This is a genomic window from Streptomyces sp. NPDC021115, assembly GCF_044333065.1.
Taxonomy (GTDB): domain Bacteria; phylum Actinomycetota; class Actinomycetes; order Streptomycetales; family Streptomycetaceae; genus Streptomyces.
Window position 1 is genome coordinate 703,352 of sequence record NZ_JBIRQF010000001.1, and the last position, 18,040, is coordinate 721,391.

At 70.5% G+C, this 18,040-nt stretch carries 19 protein-coding genes; 11 read left to right on the forward strand and 8 right to left on the reverse strand.

Going from position 1 to position 18,040, the window contains the following annotated elements; all coding sequences use genetic code 11:
• The gene (locus ACH4TL_RS03190; RefSeq protein ID WP_398312996.1) at positions 1-1,035 is read right to left on the reverse strand and encodes a hypothetical protein; all 1,035 of its coding nucleotides are present in this window, start codon (positions 1,033-1,035) and stop codon (positions 1-3) included.
• 384 nt (positions 1,036-1,419) lie between these two features.
• Here ACH4TL_RS03190 and ACH4TL_RS03195 point away from each other — a divergent pair, with 384 nt between their 5' ends.
• From ACH4TL_RS03195 to ACH4TL_RS03215, 5 genes are all read left to right on the forward strand, one after another.
• On the forward strand, positions 1,420-2,442 hold the full coding sequence (locus ACH4TL_RS03195; protein ID WP_398312994.1) for an ABC transporter permease: 1,023 nt from the start codon (positions 1,420-1,422) through the stop codon (positions 2,440-2,442).
• 54 nt (positions 2,443-2,496) lie between these two features.
• Complete coding sequence (locus tag ACH4TL_RS03200) at positions 2,497-4,284, forward strand: ABC transporter substrate-binding protein (RefSeq protein ID WP_398312992.1); 1,788 nt, start codon at positions 2,497-2,499, stop codon at positions 4,282-4,284.
• 105 nt (positions 4,285-4,389) lie between these two features.
• Positions 4,390-5,367, forward strand: a complete 978-nt coding sequence (locus tag ACH4TL_RS03205) for an ABC transporter permease (RefSeq protein WP_398312990.1) — start codon at positions 4,390-4,392, stop codon at positions 5,365-5,367.
• Between the two features lie 12 nt (positions 5,368-5,379).
• On the forward strand, positions 5,380-6,402 hold the full coding sequence (locus tag ACH4TL_RS03210; RefSeq protein ID WP_398312987.1) for an ABC transporter ATP-binding protein: 1,023 nt from the start codon (positions 5,380-5,382) through the stop codon (positions 6,400-6,402).
• A 14-nt stretch (positions 6,403-6,416) separates the two neighbouring features.
• Positions 6,417-7,508 (forward strand): ABC transporter ATP-binding protein, encoded by a 1,092-nt coding sequence (locus ACH4TL_RS03215; protein ID WP_398312984.1) that lies wholly within the window; start codon positions 6,417-6,419, stop codon positions 7,506-7,508.
• Here the strand turns inward: ACH4TL_RS03215 and ACH4TL_RS03220 are convergent, their stop codons facing one another.
• The gene (locus tag ACH4TL_RS03220; RefSeq protein WP_398312981.1) at positions 7,509-7,790 is read right to left on the reverse strand and encodes a hypothetical protein; all 282 of its coding nucleotides are present in this window, start codon (positions 7,788-7,790) and stop codon (positions 7,509-7,511) included.
• Between the two features lie 164 nt (positions 7,791-7,954).
• Between ACH4TL_RS03220 and ACH4TL_RS03225 the strand changes: the two genes are divergently transcribed.
• The 3 genes from ACH4TL_RS03225 (at position 7,955) to ACH4TL_RS03235 (ending at position 9,927) form a co-directional block, all read left to right on the forward strand.
• Positions 7,955-8,812 (forward strand): helix-turn-helix domain-containing protein, encoded by an 858-nt coding sequence (locus tag ACH4TL_RS03225; RefSeq protein ID WP_398312978.1) that lies wholly within the window; start codon positions 7,955-7,957, stop codon positions 8,810-8,812.
• A gap of 11 nt (positions 8,813-8,823) precedes the next feature.
• Positions 8,824-9,027: a DUF397 domain-containing protein gene (locus tag ACH4TL_RS03230; RefSeq protein WP_398312975.1), complete on the forward strand. Its 204-nt coding sequence runs from the start codon at positions 8,824-8,826 to the stop codon at positions 9,025-9,027.
• An 84-nt stretch (positions 9,028-9,111) separates the two neighbouring features.
• Entirely contained in the window at positions 9,112-9,927 is an 816-nt protein-coding gene (locus ACH4TL_RS03235; RefSeq protein WP_398312972.1) for a hypothetical protein, read from the forward strand.
• An 8-nt stretch (positions 9,928-9,935) separates the two neighbouring features.
• Here the strand turns inward: ACH4TL_RS03235 and ACH4TL_RS03240 are convergent, their stop codons facing one another.
• Positions 9,936-10,508, reverse strand: coding sequence for a hypothetical protein (locus ACH4TL_RS03240; RefSeq protein ID WP_398312969.1), 573 nt, complete (start codon positions 10,506-10,508; stop codon positions 9,936-9,938).
• A 146-nt stretch (positions 10,509-10,654) separates the two neighbouring features.
• Between ACH4TL_RS03240 and ACH4TL_RS03245 the strand changes: the two genes are divergently transcribed.
• Complete coding sequence (locus ACH4TL_RS03245) at positions 10,655-11,611, forward strand: GlxA family transcriptional regulator (RefSeq protein WP_398312966.1); 957 nt, start codon at positions 10,655-10,657, stop codon at positions 11,609-11,611.
• A gap of 76 nt (positions 11,612-11,687) precedes the next feature.
• Positions 11,688-12,689 (forward strand): type I glyceraldehyde-3-phosphate dehydrogenase, encoded by a 1,002-nt coding sequence (gene gap, locus ACH4TL_RS03250; protein WP_398312963.1) that lies wholly within the window; start codon positions 11,688-11,690, stop codon positions 12,687-12,689.
• Positions 12,690-12,704: 15 nt separating this feature from the next.
• Here the strand turns inward: gap and ACH4TL_RS03255 are convergent, their stop codons facing one another.
• Positions 12,705-13,490, reverse strand: coding sequence for a GNAT family N-acetyltransferase (locus ACH4TL_RS03255; RefSeq protein ID WP_398312960.1), 786 nt, complete (start codon positions 13,488-13,490; stop codon positions 12,705-12,707).
• On the opposite strand from ACH4TL_RS03255, the gene ACH4TL_RS03260 reads away from it, so the two are divergent.
• On the forward strand, positions 13,489-14,010 hold the full coding sequence (locus tag ACH4TL_RS03260; RefSeq protein ID WP_398312957.1) for a hypothetical protein: 522 nt from the start codon (positions 13,489-13,491) through the stop codon (positions 14,008-14,010). The two genes, ACH4TL_RS03255 and ACH4TL_RS03260, sit on opposite strands and share 2 nt — an antisense overlap.
• Positions 14,011-14,012: 2 nt before the next feature.
• Here the strand turns inward: ACH4TL_RS03260 and ACH4TL_RS03265 are convergent, their stop codons facing one another.
• From ACH4TL_RS03265 to ACH4TL_RS03280, 4 genes are read right to left on the reverse strand one after another with little or no spacing between them, the layout of a single operon-like run.
• Complete coding sequence (locus ACH4TL_RS03265) at positions 14,013-15,086, reverse strand: ABC transporter ATP-binding protein (RefSeq protein ID WP_398312954.1); 1,074 nt, start codon at positions 15,084-15,086, stop codon at positions 14,013-14,015.
• Entirely contained in the window at positions 15,028-16,086 is a 1,059-nt protein-coding gene (locus ACH4TL_RS03270) for an ABC transporter ATP-binding protein (protein ID WP_398312951.1), read from the reverse strand. Before ACH4TL_RS03270 ends, ACH4TL_RS03265 begins: the two co-directional genes overlap by 59 nt.
• A gap of 2 nt (positions 16,087-16,088) precedes the next feature.
• Positions 16,089-17,123, reverse strand: a complete 1,035-nt coding sequence (locus ACH4TL_RS03275; RefSeq protein ID WP_398312948.1) for an ABC transporter permease — start codon at positions 17,121-17,123, stop codon at positions 16,089-16,091.
• Positions 17,116-18,039 (reverse strand): ABC transporter permease, encoded by a 924-nt coding sequence (locus ACH4TL_RS03280; RefSeq protein WP_398312945.1) that lies wholly within the window; start codon positions 18,037-18,039, stop codon positions 17,116-17,118. The genes ACH4TL_RS03275 and ACH4TL_RS03280 overlap by 8 nt, the downstream gene beginning before the upstream one ends.
• Position 18,040 lies beyond the last annotated feature (1 nt).

An 18,040-nucleotide genomic window follows, 5' to 3' on the forward strand; every position in this document is an offset into this window, starting at 1 on the left:
TCACCAGCCCGGCGGCGGCGACGGCGGAGGCGGCGGCACCGTGGGCGGCGCGGCGGGCGGGGGCGGGGCGTAGCCCGGCGGCGCGGCGGGCGGCGGTGCGGCGGGCGGCGGTGCGTATGCGGCGCCGCCGTACCCGCCGTAGCTCCCCGTCCCGTACGCCGGGTGCGGGACGTCCGGCTCGCCGCGGAGCGCCAGCGCGCACAGCGCCACCAGCCCCACGAGCAGTTCGAAGAACGCGGTCAGCACCGTCAGCACGCCGACCGTCGGCAGATCGTCGAGGTGCTCGATGTACTTCATCCTGCCGTAGAGGGAGATCTCGCTCACCGCGACCGCCAGCACCAGCACCGCCGCCACCATGCCCAGCGGCCGGGACAGCGGTGCCCGCGCCAGCGCGGCCCCCGCGGCGACCAGGCAGAGCGCGACGAGGGCCCATGCCTCCCAGGCGGCGGGCGGCGAGAGCAGCGTGACCAGGGTGTGCTTGCCGGTCAGCTGGTACTTGTAGATGTCCCAGCCCGCCTTCTGCGCCCAGTAGATCTGCCAGGCCCCGAGGACGCCCCCCAGCGACCCCAGCAGCAGCGCCCCCGTCACCGCGGCCCCCGGCCGCGGCCGCCCTGGCGGCTGGTCGGCGGGCAGGGCGCCGGGCGCGGCCGGGTACGCGTCGGCGGGCCGCCGGGCGGCGGCGACGGTGGCCAGCAGCAGCGCACCGAGCACCACCCCGGCCCAGGCGCTCAGCACGGCCCGGGTCTCGAGGCCGTCGGGAATGCCCTGCATCCAGTCCGCGCCCAGGTTCCACAGGCTCGGCAGCCGCATGAGGACGGTGACGGCCGCGACGGCACCGAGCGCCCCCGCGGCGGCCGGTGAGCGCAGCGCGGCGATCCCGGCGGCGACGCAGAGCACGAGCAGGACCAGGTCGAAGAGCGAGGAGCCGAAGAGGCTCCCCGAGGCCCGGAACGGCATTCCGGACCATGTCCACCACAGATGGCTCGCCTTGTCCGCCTCGTCCAGGTCCCGGACGATCCACGCCAGCGAGATCATCCCGAGCACCGCGCAGACGAGTGCGCCGAAAACACGCGCTCCGCGTGTGAGTATGCGTCCCTGCCCCATAGCCGTAGGTTTCCCCCACCCCTCGCCCCGGCCAACCGTCGCGACCCGAAGAAGCCCAAATAAAGCTGAAGAAGTACGCGGATCGTGACCAAACGGAAGCCTTCCGGGCAACGACGATCACTGTCAAGCACGCCCGAACCTCGATCTGCCAAATGTTCGCTCAAGACTCCCGGGTCGGGCACATCCGCTCTTGCCCGCCCCTTGACCCGGCTGTGAATCCGTTGCGAAAGTCCGCTCAACCCGCCCACAACGCGGGTAGATACACCGAGTTGACGGTTGGTGCGACGCGGCGGATCACCATGGGGGGCGTACGCGATGACGAGTCCAGCCCGGCTCACCGTGGCCGGGAAGACCGCGCCGGGCGCGGAGGGCGAACCGGGCGGGCCGGGCGGGCAGCCCGCCGGCTTAAGCCCGCGCCGGCTGATGTGGCGGCGCTTCAAGCGGGACCGTACGGGCGTGATCTCCGCCTGCGTCGTGCTGTTCTTCTTCGCCGTCGCCGTGCTGGCCCCGGTGATCGCCTCGCTGTACGGCAAGGACCCGTACACCACGTACGGCCTCGACCGGCCGGAGCTGCTGGATCCGCTCACCGGCTATCCGATGAAGCCCAACGGCGGTATCGACGGCGAGTTCTGGTTCGGCATCGAGCCCAAGCTCGGCCGGGACGTGCTGACGCAGCTGGTGTACGGCATCCGCACCTCGCTGCTGATCGGGCTGGCCGCGACGCTGCTGTCCACGGTCACCGGCATCGTGATCGGCGTCGTCGCGGGCTATCTGGGCGGGCGCACTGACTACTTCCTGGGGCGGCTGATCGATCTGCTGCTGTCCTTTCCGCAGCAGCTGTTCTTCGTCGCCTTCATGCCGGTGGTCACGGCCCTGTTCGTCAGCCCGCAGAAGGAGACCCCGACCTATTTCCGGGTGACGGCCCTGGTCACGGTGTTGTGGCTGCTGGGCTGGATGCAGCTGGCGCGGCTGCTGCGCGGGCAGGTGCTGTCGCTGCGGGAGCGCGAGTTCGTCGAGGCAGCGAAGGTGACGGGGGCCTCGCCGTGGCGGATCGTCCGCAAGGAGCTGCTGCCCAACCTGGGCACCCCGATCCTCGTGCAGTCCACCCTGATGCTGCCGAACTTCGTCACGACGGAGGCGGCCCTGTCGTTCCTCGGCGTCGGGGTGGTCGAGCCGACCCCCGACTGGGGCCGGATGTTCGCCAAGGGCGCCAACTTCTACGAGGGCGACATCACGTACATGTTCTTCCCCGGCATCGCCATGGTGATCTTCGTCGTCGCCTTCAACCTGCTCGGGGACTCGGTCCGGGACGCCATGGACCCGAAGACCACGCGTTGACCAGCACCACACTTCCGTCCGACGACGTCCCAAGAGGCAGGTGCATCGACCACCATGACGTGGAACAGCAGGCGCAGAGCACGTACCTACGCCGTCGCCCTGGCAGCGGGCGCGCTGGCGCTCTCGGCGTGCAGCAGCGGGGGCGGCACGGGGAAAGACGACTCCGAGGAACCGAAGATGAAGGCCCAGGGGATCACCCTGGGCAGCGCCGCCGACTCCACCGGGCCCGCCAAGGAGCTGACGGGCGCGAAGAAGGGCGGCACGGTGACGGTGCTCCAGCGCGACGCGTTCGAGCACCTCGACCCCGGCCAGATCTATGTCAGCGACGAGCTGATCATGCAGACCCTCTACAACCGGACGCTGACGAACTACCAGATCGACGCCAGGACCGGGAAGGTCAAGCTGGTCGGCGATCTGGCGACGGACACCGGCAAGTCCTCCGACGGCGGCCGGACGTGGACGTACACGCTCAAGGACGGGCTGAAGTTCGAGGACGGCTCGCCGATCACCTCCAAGGACGTCCGGCACGCCGTCGAGCGGCTCTACGCGCCGTATCAGACCAGCGGCCCGACCTACCTCCAGCAGTGGCTCTCGGGTGCGGGCCAGAAGTTCCGCAAGGCGCTGCCGGACGGCCCGTACAAGGGCAAGCACCTGCCGAAGTCGGTGCTTGACACCCCGGATGAGAAGACGGTCGTCTTCCACTTCGACCAGCCGCGGGCCGAGGTGCCGTTCGCCGTGGCGATGCCCAACATCGGTGCGGTGCCGGCGGCGAAGGACACCAAGGAGAAGTACGACAAGGCTCCGGTGGCCAGCGGCCCGTACAAGATCAAGAACTTCAAGCCGGGCAAGGGCATCCAGTTCGTCAAGAACGATCAGTGGGACCCCAAGACCGATCCGATACGCCATCAGTACGTGAACACCTTCGATGTCTCCTTCGGCCATCAGTGGGTGGACTCCACACGCCGGCTGGTGGCCGACAAGGGCGCCGACAAGAACGGCATGTCCTGGACCAACGCCGTCGATCCCTCGCAGATCTCGGCGGTCCTCAAGAACAAGGACGCGATGGCCCGGTCGATGACCGAGACCCAGCCCTATGTGGACGTCGTCTCGATCAATACGGACCGGGTCAAGAACAAGAAGGTGCGCGAGGCGATCGCCTGGGCCTTCCCCAGCGGTCAGTACCTCCAGCAGTTCGGCGGCCCCAAGGCCGGTGAGATCGCGGGCGGTCTGGTCGGCCCGACGCTCAAGGGCTACAACCCGGACTTCGACCCGTTCCAGAAGAAGAAGTACCCGGGCGGCAACGCCAAGAAGGCCAAGGAGCTGCTGAAGGAGGCGGGCGAGGAGGGCTACGAGCTGGTCTACGCGTACGGCAACGGCGACACCCACCAGGACGCCTCGGTCGTCGTCCAGCAGGCCCTGGAGCGGGCCGGATTCAAGGTCCAGAAGAAGGAGATCGACCAGACCACCTACTACACCCAGATCGGGAAGGTGGACAACAAGTACGACCTCTACCGGTCCTCCTGGTCCGCCGACTGGCCCTCCGCCTCGACCGTCGTCCCTCCGGTGTACGGCGGAGAGAACGTCTACGACGACTCGGCGAACTACAGCCATCTGAACGTCCCGGCGGTCAACAAGGAGATCGACCGCGTCGCCAAGGTCGGCGATCTGGGCAAGGCCACCACGGAGTGGATGAAGCTCAGCGAGAAGGTCCTCACCGATCAGGTTCCGGCGGTCCCCACCTTCTACAACCGGCTGTTCACCCTCTGGGGCTCCGGCATCGGCGGGACGAAGTGGAACCCGGTCTACGGGGCCGTGGACCCGACGGCCGTCTTCGTCAAGTAACCGCTGGTCCCAGCTCGATCAGGAGCCCGGCCGCGCCGTCTGCGCCAGCACCTCCGGCGCCGCGGCGCGGCCGGTACCCGCCCCGACCGGAAGATCCCTGACGCCATGTTGAGATTCCTCGCCCGCCGGTCCCTCGGCGCGATCGTGATCCTCCTGCTGATCAGCGCGATCACGTTCTTCCTCTTCTTCGCCCTGCCCGCCGAGCCCGCCCGGCTCGCCTGCGGCAAGAGCTGCGACCCCACCTCGCTCGCGATGATCAACAAGAACCTCGGCCTGGACGAGCCGGTCCCGGTGCAGTACGCGAAGTTCATGGTCGGGATCGTCGCCGGGCGCGACTTCGCGGTCGGGCACTGCTCCGCGCCCTGCTTCGGCTACTCCTTCGTCAGCCAGGAGCAGGTGTGGGGCACCATCGTCGACCGCTTCCCCACCACCCTCTCGCTCGCGCTCGGCGGCGCCGCGGTGTTCCTGATCTGCGGGATCGGCATCGGGATGATCGCGGCCTGGCGGCGCGGCACCTGGATCGACAAGCTCTTCAGCTCGCTGTCGCTGCTGGGCGCCTCGCTCCAGATCTACTTCGTCGGCGTGCTGTGCCTGGCCTGGTTCGTCAGCGGACTGGGGATCATGGACCAGCCCGCCTACTACCCCTTCACCGACAATCCGGCGAAGTGGTTCAGCGGCATGCTGCTGCCCTGGCTGGTGCTCTCGATGATCTTCATGGCCAACTACAGCCGGATGACCCGCTCCCAGATGGTCGAACAGCTCCAGGAGGACCACGTCCGCACGGCCAGGGCCAAGGGCCTGGCCAGCCGGACGGTCTTCTTCCGGTACGCCTGGCGGGGTGCCATCGCCCCCATCGTCACCATCTTCGGCATCGACCTCGGCTCGCTCTTCGGCGGGGCGATGGTCACCGAGTACACCTTCACCCTGCACGGCATCGGGCGGCTCGCCGTGGAGTCCGTCCAGCTGACCGATCTGCCGATGCTGATGGGCGTGATGCTGGTCAGCGCCGCGGCCATCGTCGTGTTCAACATCCTGGTGGACGCCGCCTACGCCGTCATCGACCCGCGCGTACGCCTCGCCTAGAAGGACGCCGAAGTGACCACCGAATCCTTCCTCTCCGTACGCGACCTGCACGTCCGCTTCGCCACCGAGGACGGCACCGTGAAGGCCGTGGACGGCCTCTCCTTCGACCTCGAACGCGGCCGGACGCTCGGCATCGTCGGCGAGTCCGGCTCCGGCAAGTCCGTCACCAACCTCACCGTGCTCGGCCTCCACGACCCGCGCACCACCACGGTCACCGGCACGATCCACCTCGACGGGCAGGAGCTGACCGGCGCCCCCGAGCGCACCCTGGAGCGGCTGCGCGGCAACACCATGGCGATGATCTTCCAGGATCCGCTGACCGCCCTCTCGCCGTACTACACGGTCGGCCGCCAGATCGCCGAGCCGTACCGCAAGCACACCGGCGCCTCCAAGCGGGACGCCCGGCTGCGCGCCATCGAGATGCTGGAGAAGGTCGGCATCCCCAACCCCCGGCTGCGGGTGGACGACTATCCGCACCAGTTCTCCGGCGGCATGCGGCAGCGCGCCATGATCGCCATGTCGCTGGTCTGCGACCCCGATCTGCTGATCGCCGACGAGCCGACCACCGCGCTCGACGTGACCGTCCAGGCCCAGATCCTGGATCTGCTGAAGGACCTCCAGCAGGAGTTCGGCTCCGCGATCATCCTGATCACCCACGATCTGGGCGTGGTCGCCAACACCGCCGACGACCTGCTGGTGATGTACGCGGGCCGGGCCGTCGAGCGCGGTACGGTCCGCGAGGTGCTGCGGGCGCCCCAACATCCGTACACCTGGGGGCTGCTGGGCTCCATGCCCCGGCTGTCCTCCGCAGTCGACGAACCGCTCAGCCCCATCCCCGGCGCCCCGCCGAGTCTCCTCGCCCCACCGCCCGGCTGCCCCTTCCACCCGCGGTGCGGCTACGTATCGCAGGTCGACGGTGAACGCTGCCGGGAGACCCGGCCCGCGCTCCCGGACGGCCGGGGCGCCGCCTGCCACCTCACCGCCGAGCGGACGCGGACCCTCTTCACCGAGCAGATCAAACCCAGGCTGGGCTAAGGAGCGCCGTTCAGATGAGCACCGAGTCGGAACCCCTGCTGGTCGCCGAGAAGCTGACCAAGCACTTCCCGATCATGGGCGGCTTCCCCTTCCGGCGGAAGGTGGGCGCCGTCCAGGCCGTCGACGGCATCGACCTGACCGTGCACGCGGGCGAGAGCTTCGGCCTCGTCGGCGAGTCCGGCTGCGGCAAGTCCACCACCGGGCGGCTGCTGACCCGGCTGCTGGAACCCACCGCCGGGCGGATCGCCTACCGCGGCCAGGACATCACTCACGCCTCGCGCACCCAACTCGCCCCGGTCCGCTCCGAGATCCAGATGATCTTCCAGGACCCGTACTCCTCGCTGAACCCCCGGCAGACCGTCGGCACGATCATCTCCGGCCCGATGGAGATCAACGGCATCCGCCCGCCCGGCGGCCACGAGGCCCGGGTGCGCGAACTGCTGGAGACCGTCGGCCTCAACCCCGAGCACTACAACCGCTTCCCGCACGAGTTCTCCGGCGGCCAGCGCCAGCGCATCGGCGTCGCCCGCGCCCTCGCCCTCGAACCCCGGCTGATCGTGGCCGACGAGCCGGTCTCGGCGCTCGACGTCTCGATCCAGGCCCAGGTCGTCAATCTGCTCCAGCGGCTACAGCGCGAGCTGGGCATCGCGTTCGTCTTCATCGCCCACGACCTCGCCGTCGTACGGCACTTCTCACAGCGCGTCGCGGTCATGTACCTGGGGAAGATCGTCGAGGTCGGCGACCGCGACTCCATCTACCACCGCCCCCGCCACCCGTACACCCACGCCCTGCTGTCCGCCGTCCCGGACGCGGCCGTGATGATGGCCGAGGACTCCCCCGGCACCCAGCACCGCGAACGCATCCGCCTCGCCGGAGACGTCCCCTCCCCCATCGCCCCGCCCTCCGGCTGCCGCTTCCGCACCCGCTGCTGGAAGGCCCAGGACCTGTGCGCCCAGCAGGAGCCCCCGCTGCTGCGCATCGAGGGCAACCGCGAGGGCCACCTGTCCGCCTGCCACTTCCCCGAGGCCCCCACCACCGAGGCCCGCGACCAGGACATCGTCCTCGACCCGGCGCTCTCCGCGAACGAGCCGGTACGGAAGGCCTAACTACCGCCCGCCCACGACCGAGTCGCACCAGATCAGCCGGGCCGAGACATCCGCCTCCCGGCTGAACCACCAGGTCGCCCGCTCGGGCGACTTGAGGCTGAGGCGGCGTGTGCCCTCGACGCTGGTGACGTCCGTATGCCCGTCGGGGTGGGCCAGCCCCCACGCCGCGATCTCCCCGTCGCGCTCGCCGTCTTCCGTGTCGTACTCCTGGACCACGGCGAACAGCCGGGGTGCGAAGTCGTTGACCATCGCGTGGAGTTCCTGGTCGCAGGAGAAGGACATGCCGAACCTCCATGTGCAGTGTCACGCTGTGCTGCGTGCGCCACTACAGACGGTAGAGTCAACGCGTGCTCCGGTGCAACTGTTTGCAGAAAAGAGGTAATGCGCCATGTGGACCGTGAAACGGTGGGACACAAGACTCACCACGCCCACGAGGGAAGGCCCCCATGCCGCCGAGAAGTAGGCCCACAGCACGTCAAGTTCGCCTGGGCACCGAGCTACGCAGACTGCGCGAGGCCGCGGGCATGTCCGCAAGCGAGGTCGGCGACTTCCTGGGAGGCGGGCACCCACAGATCAGCAACCTCGAAGCGGGCCGCTACGGGGTCAGCGAAGAACGCCTGCGCACGCTCGCGACGCACTACTCCTGCGACGACGCAGCGCTCGTCGACGCCATGTGCGCCATGGCGGTCACCGTACGCGGCAAGAAGGGCTGGTGGGAGGAGTACCGCGGAGCACTGGCACCCGGGCTCCTTGACTTGGCCGATCTGGAACACCACGCCGCCGCCCTGCGCGCGTACCACGTCTCGCATATCCCCGGCCTGTTCCAAACCGAGGATCACATGCGTGCGATCTTCGCCTACTCCACGCCTCCCCTGCCGCCGGACACACTCGAAGTGCGAGTGGAACACAGGCGGCGACGGAGTGCGATCCTCACCGAAGAGCCCGCCCGGGAGTACGAGGCCATCGTCCATGAGGCGGCGCTGCGTATGCGATTCGGGGGACGGAAGGTGGCCCGGGCCCAACTGCGGCACATCCTTGAGCTGTCGGACCGCTGGAACGTCACTGTCCGGGTGGTCCCGTTCGAGGCCAACGGCTTCGCGGGTGCGGGAACGTCGATCACTTACCTGGAAGGGGCGGTACGGGAACTCGACACCGTACAGCTCGATTCAGAGCACCGCAGTATCCTCGTGGATGCCCAAGCACAGCTCAAGCGGTATCGGAAGCTGCTCGACCGCATGAGAGACACATCGCTTGCGGCCGAGGAGTCCCGGGACTTCATCCACCGCCTCGTGTGCGAGATCTGAAAGGTGAACCAGTGCCCGCATCACTCACCTGGCAAAAGTCATCGTTCTCGGGGGGCGGAGAGGAGAACGCCTGCGTCGAACTCGCGACCTCCCCGGCCGGGATACACCTCCGCGAAAGCGATGACCCCGGCGAACTGCTCACCACCACCCCCCACCGGCTGGCCACCTTCATACGCGCCGCCAAGGCCGGGGAGTTCGACCGCCTCACAACATAGCCACGCACGGCGGCCTCGCCCCGTTTGACGATGAACCGCCGCGGGCATCTGCCTGACGGTCAGTCACATACGGGCGGGGGCGCCATGATGCCTGGCAGAGGGTGGCGGCACTGGGCCGGGTGGCTGGCGTGGCTGCTGCCCCTGGGGCTGGTCGGCGGCATGTTCGCATGGACAGACGACCTGGTCGGGGCCGCGTTCCGGTACGCGGCGGCTCCCTTGGTCGACAAGTTGTTTCCGGACCGCACGGAGCCGCACGATTCGCGGCCCATGGCCGAGACGAGCCCGAGCGGCGAGGGGCCGCTGGTCGCGGTGCACGTCACGCCCCACGTCGACAGCGGTTGCGGTACCGACGGCGGGTGGGTCTTCCCCGTACCGGCGGCCCGGCTGGACGATTACGTACCCGGGAGGCGCCCCAGCCGGGACGGGACGAGCTGGGACCGGGACCCGTACGCCTTCGGGGGCGCGGCACCGAACACCCTCCGGCTCGGCCTCAGCGTAAGCGCGCGGGGCGGCCGCACCATCGTCCTCAAGGGCTTCACCGTGAACGTCGTCAAGCGCGCCAAGCCCATGAAGGGTACGGTGCTCGACCCCCGGCCGGTCAGCCAAAGCTGCGGCCTCCGGTACGGAGGGACGAAGCCCCTGAGGTTCCCGTACAAGGTGACGGGCACCTCTCCCGTCGAGCTCGACATCGACGTATCGACACGGCACTGCACGTGCGCCTGGACCGGTCGGCTCGACTGGTCGGACGGCACCGTCTCCGGTACCACGACGATCACGGACGAGCGACGCCCCTTCCGCACCACCCCGGCCGACGGCCTGCCCGTCTACAGGTGGGACGGCGAAGCGTGGCGCGCCCGCGCGCCCGGCGGGCCGGTGAGGAGGCCGCCGGGCGCGGGGTGATGCGGGGCTTACGGGTGGTACTTCTCCTCGACCGTCTCGGCGCCGCCGGACTTGCGGTCCATGGAGACGCGGACGGTCACGCTGCTGGTCTTGGCCGCCTTCTCCAGCTCGTCCACGGTGCAGTCCGCGGTGCCGTAGCCGTCGTCACCGATGCTCGCGCCACCGTTGGGGTCATCGGTGCAGATCGCGGCCGCGCCGAGGATCTTCGTGGCGTTGGCGACCAGGAACGCCTGCTCCATACCGCCGTCCTCGGGCGTGACGGTCAGCTTGCCGGGCGCCAGGTACTTCAGCTTGCCGACGATCAGCTTGTGGTTGCCCGCGTTGGCGACGCCGCCGCCCTCGGACGGGGCCTCGCTGCCGCCGCCGTCGGTCCCGGACTTCGACGTGCCGGAGCCGTCCGAGGAGGAGCCGCTCGTGGACTGGGCCGAGGCCGAGGTGTCGCTCTTCGACCCGGCGTCCGCCTCGGAGTCGGGCCCGCAGGCCGTGCTCCCCAGGCCCAACGCCGCGGCGACGGCGATCGCGGCGGCGAGACGGCGGCCGGCGCGGCCGCGGAAGCGGTTGGTGATGGAGGCGGTGCTCATTGGTGTTCTCCCGTTGCTGTGTACTCTCGCCCGTTTCCGGACGACAACCAGCTTCGAAGATCATGTTGGCGTTCTGCTAACAGACCACTAATGCGCCGCGGGTGCGCTCCGCCGGTCTCGCAGCGGACCCCACGTAGCCTGTTCCCGTGCCAGCATCCCGCCTGCGTCGCGTCGCCGTCCTCGTGCTCGACGGCGCCAAGCCGCTCGACGTCGGCATTCCCGCGCAGGTGTTCACGACCCGGGCGAGCATGCCGTACGAGGTGCACGTGTGCGGTGCGGTGCCGGGGCTCGTGACCGGGGGCGACGGCCTGTCGTACCACGTCGCCCAGGGGCTCGACGCGCTCGCGTGGGCCGACATCGTCTTCATCCCCGGCTACCGGTTCCCGGACCGTGACGACCCGCCGGGAGCCGTCGTCGACGCGCTGATCGGCGCCCACGATCGGGGCGCGCGGCTCGCCGCCATCTCGACGGGGGCCTTCGCGCTCGCCGCCACGGGCCTGCTCGACGGCAAACGCGCCACGACCCACTGGCACTACACGCGGGCGCTCGCGGCGAAGCATCCCCTCGTCCGGGTCGACGAGAACGTGCTGTTCGTCGACGAGGGCAGCGTGCTGACGTCGGCGGGCGCTGCCTCGGGAATCGACCTGTGCCTGCACATCCTGCGCGGCGACCTCGGGGTGGCCGCGTCGAACCACGCGGCCCGGCGACTGGTCGCGGCCCCCTACCGCAGCGGCGGTCAGGCGCAGTACGTGCCGCGCAGCGTGCCCGAGCCGCTGGGCGAGCGGTTCGCGGCGACCCGCGAGTGGGCGCTGCACCGGCTGGGCGAGCCCCTCACTCTGGAGGCGCTCGCCCGGCACGCGGCGGTGTCGCCGCGCACGTTCTCGCGGCGCTTCGCCGAGGACACCGGGTACACGCCGATGCAGTGGGTCATGCGCGCCCGTGTCGACGTGGCCCGTGAGCTGCTGGAACGTTCGGAGCGGAGCGTCGAGCAGATCGCCACCGACGTCGGCCTCGGCACCGGTGCCAATCTGCGGCTCCACTTCCAGCGCATCCTCGGCACCACACCGCGCGAGTACCGCCGCACCTTCACGCTGGGCGAATAGCCCCGTGGCGCGATCCTTGTGAAGGGTGGCGATCTCGCCGCTGTCACGGCGGATGCCGCGAGCCAATCCTGGTGGCATGACTCGTATCGCCATCAACGGATTCGGCCGCATCGGACGCAACGTGCTGCGCGCCCTGCTCGAACGCGACACCGACCTCGAGATCGTCGCCGTCAACGACCTCACCGAGCCCGCCACCCTCGCCCGGCTCCTCGCCTACGACTCCACGGCCGGCCGGCTCGGCCGCCCGGTGACCGTCGACGGCGACACCCTCGTCGTGGACGGCCGTCGCATCAAGGTGCTCGCCGAGCGCGACCCGGCGCAGCTGCCCTGGGCCGAACTCGGCGTCGATGTCGCGCTGGAGTCCACCGGCCGCTTCACCTCGGCCAAGGCCGCCCGCGCCCACCTCGACGCGGGCGCGAAGAAGGTCCTCGTCAGCGCGCCGTCGGACGGTGCCGATGTCACCCTCGCCTACGGGGTGAACACCGGCGCGTACGACCCGGAGCTGCACACGGTCGTCTCGAACGCCTCCTGCACCACCAACGCGCTCGCCCCGCTCGCCGCGGTCCTCGACGAACTCGCCGGTATCGAGCACGGCTTCATGACGACGGTGCACGCCTATACGCAGGAGCAGAACCTTCAGGACGGTCCGCACCGCGACGCCCGCCGCGCCCGCGCCGCCGGTGTCAACATCGTGCCGACCACGACGGGCGCCGCCAAGGCGATCGGCCTCGTGCTGCCGAACCTCGACGGCAAGCTGTCGGGCGACTCGATCCGCGTGCCGGTTCCGGTGGGCTCGATCGTCGAGCTCAACACGACCGTCGCCCGCGACGTGACGCGCGACGACGTGCTGGCGGCGTACCGCGCCGCGGCGGAGGGGCCGCTCGCCGGAGTCCTGGAGTACTCGGACGACCCGCTCGTGTCGTCCGACATCACGGGCAACCCCGCCTCGGCCATCTTCGACTCGGCCCTCACCCGCGTCGACGGCCGTCACATCAAGGTGGTCGCCTGGTACGACAACGAGTGGGGCTTCTCGAACCGCGTGATCGACACCCTCGGACTCCTCGCCGCCACCCGCTGACCGGCGGCGTCACCGTCAGCGGAAACGCGAGAACACGTGGGCGCGGCCCACGATGGTGAAGCCGCGGCGGGCGTACCACTGGCGCGGCCAGTCCTCGCCGTCGGCCACCAGGAACCGCAGGGCGCACCCGGCGGCCGACGCGTGCTGGAGGGCGCCGGACAGCACTGCGCCGGCGTATCCGCGGCGCCGTGCGTGCTCGGCGGTGGCCACCTCCTCGATCTGGGCGATGCCGTCGGCGGGCTCCATGTAGAGGTCGGCCCAGGAGGCGACCTCGCCGTCCTCGTCGTGTACGGCCAGGAACCGCACGTCCTCGGCCCCGTTCCGCCGGGCGGCCCGCCGCCCCACCAGCTGACGTACCGTCTCCTCGTCGGCGTCCGGCATCCACAGCCGCTGCTGGTCCGCCAGCGCCCGCCACAGCGGCCCGTACGGATCGGGCCCCAGGTCCAGCTCCACGACCTCGCGTTTCGCCTCCGGCACGGGCCCGGTGTGCGTCATCACCAGCTCGACCGCGTGCTCGTACCCGGCGAGGGTCATCGAGGGCGCGCACGCGAGCCCGAGCCGGTCGTCGTAGACGGTGACCCGGCGATGCGGCAGCCCCGCCATGGCCGTCTCGGCGGCGACCGGAAGCTCCGTCGGGTCGAGGGGCCCGTCGATGTGGATCTGGTTGTGCTCGTGCGAGCGCGCGTAACCGTCGTGCCGCACCAGAAACCCACCCGGCACCGGCCTGACCTCGGCGGACTGACGGCGGGCGAAGAGAAGCCGGAAGTCGACGGCGCGCTGAAGATCATAGGGTCGTGCCATGGCTTTTCCTCCGCCTCCGGTCTATCAGGAGTACTACACCCGCACACCCTTTCAGCTCTTCTCGGGCGTCGGCTGGAAGCGGCTGGTGGCCTTTCGGGCCGATGAGCATGGCGTCACCCTGCACGGCCCCGTGACCCGGTATCGCAAGTTCACCGCCACCGTGCCGTGGCGGGACATCGAGGCGCTCGTCCTGTGGGCCACGAAGAAGTTCATGGAGAGGCCGATCCGGCGCGTCGGCCTGAAGCTCCGGCCGGACGCGCCGCACCTTCCCGGCCCCAACGCGAAGATCTCGCCAGCTCTCGCCGCGAGCGTCGCGCCGCACGTCGAGCACGAGGTCGTCAGGAACAGCTGGTTCATCGGCTTCTGGAAGGTCGACCACACCCGGCTCGCCGCCGCCGTGCAGGCGTTCGCCCCCGATGTGCGCCTGGTTGCCCACCCGGTGTACCGGTTCGACGAACGGAAGGGTGGTGGACCGGGAGAGGCGGTCGACGAGGCGTCGAACCTCCTCGACCTCTTCTGACGTCAGGCCACGGCGCGCTCCTCCGCGAAGTGGCACGCCGACGGGTGCGCCGCCGCGCCCGTCAGCCCCGGTGGCACCGCCAGCGCCGGTGGCTCCGTCGCGCAGCGTTCGCTCGCCTTCCAGCAGCGGGTGCGGAAGCGGCAGCCGGTGGGGGGATCGGCCGGGGAGGGGACGTCGCCGGTCAGGAGGATGCGCTGGTCGCGGTGGGCGCGGGCCTCGGGGTCGGGGACCGGGACTGCGGACAGCAGGGCCTGGGTGTACGGGTGGGTCGGGTGGTCGTAGATCTCGGGGCCGGTGCCGGTCTCGGCGAAGCGGCCCAGGTACATGACGGCGACGCGATCGCTGATGTGCCGGACGACGGACAGGTCGTGGGCGATGAAGACGTACGCGAGGCCGAATTCGTCCTGGAGGCGTTCCAGCAGGTTGACCACCTGGGCCTGCACCGAGACGTCGAGGGCCGAGACCGGTTCGTCCGCGACGATGACCTCGGGACGCAGGGCGAGGCCGCGGGCGATGCCGATGCGCTGGCGCTGGCCGCCGGAGAACTGGTGCGGATAGCGGTTGATGTGTTCGGGGTCGAGGCCGACGACATCGAGCAGGTCCTGGACCGCGCGGCGGCGGTCGCCCTTGGGGGCGGCCTCGGGGTGGATCTCGTACGGCTCCCCCACGATGTCCCCGACCGTCATGCGGGGGTTGAGCGAGGTGTACGGGTCCTGGAAGACCATCTGGATGTTGCGGTGGACGGCCCGCAGGGCGCGCCCGGAGAGGCGGGCGATGTCCTCGCCGCGGTAGTGGATCGAACCGGCGGTGGGCCGCTCCAGGCCGACCAGCAGCCGGGCCAGGGTGGACTTGCCGCAGCCGGACTCGCCGACGACGCCGAGGGTTTCGCCGCGCCGCAGGTCGAAGGAGACCGTGTCGACCGCCCGGACCGCCCCGGTCTGCCGCTTGAGCAGGACGCCCCGGGTCAGCGGGTAGAGCTTGGCGAGGCCGCGGACTTCGAGGACGGGCGGGGCGAGGTCAGCCGAGGGGGCCGACGGTACCGGCGGTGCCGAGGGGGTCGAGGGGGTCGAGGCCATGCAGCTCCTCCTTCCAGAAGTGGCAGGCGCTGGCCCGCCCGTCGGCCCCGGCGCCGACCGCCCCGGCGCCGGTCACCTCGTACAGCGGCGGCCGGTCGGTGCGGCAGATGTCGCGGGCGCGCGGGCAGCGGGGGTTGAACGGGCAGCCCGCCGGGACCGCGAGCGGGCTGGGCGGCAGCCCCTTGATCGCGTACAGCTCGCCGCCCCGGTGGTCCACGCGCGGGATGGAGTCGAGGAGTCCGCGGGTGTACGGGTGGGCGGGGCGCCGGTACAGGTCGCGCACCGGCGCGGTCTCCACGATCCGGCCCGCGTACATCACGGCGATGCTGTCGGCGACGTCGGCGACCACGCCCAGGTCGTGGGTGATGAGGATGAGCCCCATGGCGTACTCGCGGCGCAGCTCCGCCAGCAGATCCATGACCTGGGCCTGGACGGTGACGTCGAGCGCGGTGGTCGGCTCGTCGGCGATGATCAGCTCCGGTTCGAGCGCGATCGCCATGGCGATCATGATGCGCTGGCGCATCCCGCCCGAGAACTGGTGCGGATAGTCCCCGGCGCGCGCGGCCGCGGCCGGGATGCGGACCCGGTCCATCAGCTCGACGGCCCGCGCCCGGGCGTCCCTGCGCGACATGCCGCGGTGCACCTGGTACATCTCGGCGAGCTGGGCGCCAACGGGGATCACCGGGTTGAGGGCGGACAGCGCGTCCTGGAAGATCATCGACATCTTGGCGCCGCGGACGCGGCGGCGCTCCTCGCCGCTCAGGGTGAGCAGATCGCGCCCCTGGAAGAAGACCTTGCCGCCGGTGACGAAGGCGGGTGGGGTGTCGAGGATGCCCATGATGGCCTGGGCGGTCACGGACTTCCCCGACCCCGACTCGCCCAGCACGGCCAGCGTCCGCCCGGCGTCGACGGCGTAGCTCACCCCGCCGACGGCCTCGGCGACGCCGTCGCGGGTGCGGAAGGCGACGCGCAGGTCCCGTACGTCCAGCAGCCGGGCCACGGCTAACGCAGCTTCGGGTCGAGGGCGTCGCGCACCGCGTCGCCGAGCATGATGAACGCGAGCACCGTGATGCTGAGCGCCGCCGCCGGCCACAGCAGCATGTGCGGGGCGTTGCGGATCTGGGTGGACGCGGACGAGATGTCGATGCCCCAGGAGACGGTGGGCGGTTTCAGCCCCACGCCGAGGAACGACAGGGTCGCCTCCAGCGCGATGTACGTGCCGAGCGCGATGGTCGCGACGACGATCACGGGGGCGACGGCGTTGGGCGCGATGTGCCGCAGCAGCATCCGGCCGTTGCCCGCCCCGAGGGTGCGCGCCGCGAGCACGTAGTCCTGCTGTTTGACGGTGACGACCGAGCCGCGGGCGATACGGGAGATCTGCGGCCAGCCCAGCAGCACGATGAAGCCGACCACCGGCCACACCGAACCGCTGGTGACCACCGACAGGAAGACCAGCCCGCCGAGCAGGATCGGGATGCCGAAGAAGACGTCGGCGATCCGCGAGAGCAGGGAATCCCACCAGCCGCCGAAGAAACCGGCGAGCCCGCCCAGCACGCTGCCGAGCAGGGCGGCGCCCGCGGTGGCGCAGATGCCGACGGTGATGGAGGCGCGGGCGCCGTAGACGGTGCGGGTGTAGACGTCCCGACCCTGGAGGTCGAAGCCGAAGGGGTGGCCGGGGGCCGGGCCGTCCTGCGCCTTGGCCAGGTTGCCCTGGTACGGATTGCCGTCCGCGATCAGCTGCGGCCAGACCGCGATGAGGACGAGGAAGAGGATGACCAGCGCGGAGACGACGAAGACGGGGTTGCGGCGCAGATCGTGCCAGGCGTCGGACCACAGCCCGCGCGAGACGGGCGCGGGGCCTTCGGCGGCAGGGCGCGCCGCGCGGCCGAAGCGCAGGCGCGGGAGGGGGCGGCGGTGCCAGGGTCGGCTCCGCGGCCCGCCCTCGCCCTCCAGGGTCGCGGTGCCGGTGGCGGCGAGGTCCACAGGCTGGTCGGATCCCGCTTCACAAGACTCAAGGGGTTCGAAGGGCTCAGGCATACCGGATCCTCGGGTCGAGCACGGCGTAGAGGAGGTCGACGAGCAGATTGGCGAGCAGGAAGACGATCACCAGGATGGTGACGAAGCCGACCACGGTCGGCGAGTTCTGGCGCAGGATGCCCTGGTAGAGCTGGTAGCCCACGCCATGGATGTTGAAGATCCGCTCGGTGACGATGGCCCCGCCCATGAGCGCGCCGATATCGGTGCCGATGAAGGTCACCACCGGGATCAGCGAGGTGCGCAGCAGATGCCGGACGACGATCCGGCGGCGCGGCAGCCCCTTGGCGACGGCGGTGCGCACGTAGTCGGCGCGGGCGTTCTCGACGAGCGAGGTGCGGGTGAGCCGGGTGGTGTACGCGAGGGACACCAGCCCCAGCACCACGCCGGGCAGCAGCAGTTCGGTGAACGGCGCCTCGGGGGCGACGGACGGCCGGGCCCAGCCCCACCGCACGCCGAACACGTACTGGAGCACGGTGCCGCTGACGAACGTCGGGATGGACACCACGACCAGGGTGAGCAGCAGCACCGAGGTGTCCAGACCCCGGCCGCGGCGCAGTCCGCTGAGCACGCCGAGGGTGATGCCGAGCGCCATCTCGAAGACGACGGCGACGATCGTCAGCCGCAGGGTGACGGGGAAGGCCCCGGCCATCAGCTCGGTGACCGGCTGGCCGTTGAACGCGGTGCCGAAGTGGCCGCCGAACACCTGCCCCATGTAGTGGACGTACTGGCTCCACAGCGGTTCGTCGAGGTACAGGTCCTTGCGGATGCGGGCCGCGGTCGCGGGGTCGGGGGCCTTGTCGCCGAACAGGGCGGCGACCGGGTCGCCGAGCGCGTAGACCATGAAGAAGATCAGGAAGGTGGCGCCGAAGAAGACCGGGACCATCTGCGCCAGCCGCCGCAGCACATAGCGGCCCATG

Excerpts from the sequence above, each read along its gene's own strand:
- ACH4TL_RS03200 (WP_398312992.1), top strand. The coding sequence starts at position 2,497 with ATGACGTGGAACAGCAGGCGCAGAGCACGTACCTACGCCGTCGCCCTG.
- ACH4TL_RS03225 (WP_398312978.1), top strand. The coding sequence starts at position 7,955 with ATGCCGCCGAGAAGTAGGCCCACAGCACGTCAAGTTCGCCTGGGCACC.
- ACH4TL_RS03255 (WP_398312960.1), bottom strand. The coding sequence starts at position 13,490 with ATGGCACGACCCTATGATCTTCAGCGCGCCGTCGACTTCCGGCTTCTC.
- ACH4TL_RS03280 (WP_398312945.1), bottom strand. The coding sequence starts at position 18,039 with ATGGGCCGCTATGTGCTGCGGCGGCTGGCGCAGATGGTCCCGGTCTTC.
- ACH4TL_RS03240 (WP_398312969.1), bottom strand. The coding sequence starts at position 10,508 with ATGAGCACCGCCTCCATCACCAACCGCTTCCGCGGCCGCGCCGGCCGC.
- ACH4TL_RS03215 (WP_398312984.1), top strand. The coding sequence starts at position 6,417 with ATGAGCACCGAGTCGGAACCCCTGCTGGTCGCCGAGAAGCTGACCAAG.
- ACH4TL_RS03260 (WP_398312957.1), top strand. The coding sequence starts at position 13,489 with ATGGCTTTTCCTCCGCCTCCGGTCTATCAGGAGTACTACACCCGCACA.
- ACH4TL_RS03190 (WP_398312996.1), bottom strand. The coding sequence starts at position 1,035 with ATGATCTCGCTGGCGTGGATCGTCCGGGACCTGGACGAGGCGGACAAG.
- ACH4TL_RS03195 (WP_398312994.1), top strand. The coding sequence starts at position 1,420 with ATGACGAGTCCAGCCCGGCTCACCGTGGCCGGGAAGACCGCGCCGGGC.
- ACH4TL_RS03220 (WP_398312981.1), bottom strand. The coding sequence starts at position 7,790 with ATGTCCTTCTCCTGCGACCAGGAACTCCACGCGATGGTCAACGACTTC.
- gap (WP_398312963.1), top strand. The coding sequence starts at position 11,688 with ATGACTCGTATCGCCATCAACGGATTCGGCCGCATCGGACGCAACGTG.
- ACH4TL_RS03275 (WP_398312948.1), bottom strand. The coding sequence starts at position 17,123 with ATGCCTGAGCCCTTCGAACCCCTTGAGTCTTGTGAAGCGGGATCCGAC.
- ACH4TL_RS03205 (WP_398312990.1), top strand. The coding sequence starts at position 4,390 with ATGTTGAGATTCCTCGCCCGCCGGTCCCTCGGCGCGATCGTGATCCTC.
- ACH4TL_RS03265 (WP_398312954.1), bottom strand. The coding sequence starts at position 15,086 with ATGGCCTCGACCCCCTCGACCCCCTCGGCACCGCCGGTACCGTCGGCC.
- ACH4TL_RS03235 (WP_398312972.1), top strand. The coding sequence starts at position 9,112 with ATGATGCCTGGCAGAGGGTGGCGGCACTGGGCCGGGTGGCTGGCGTGG.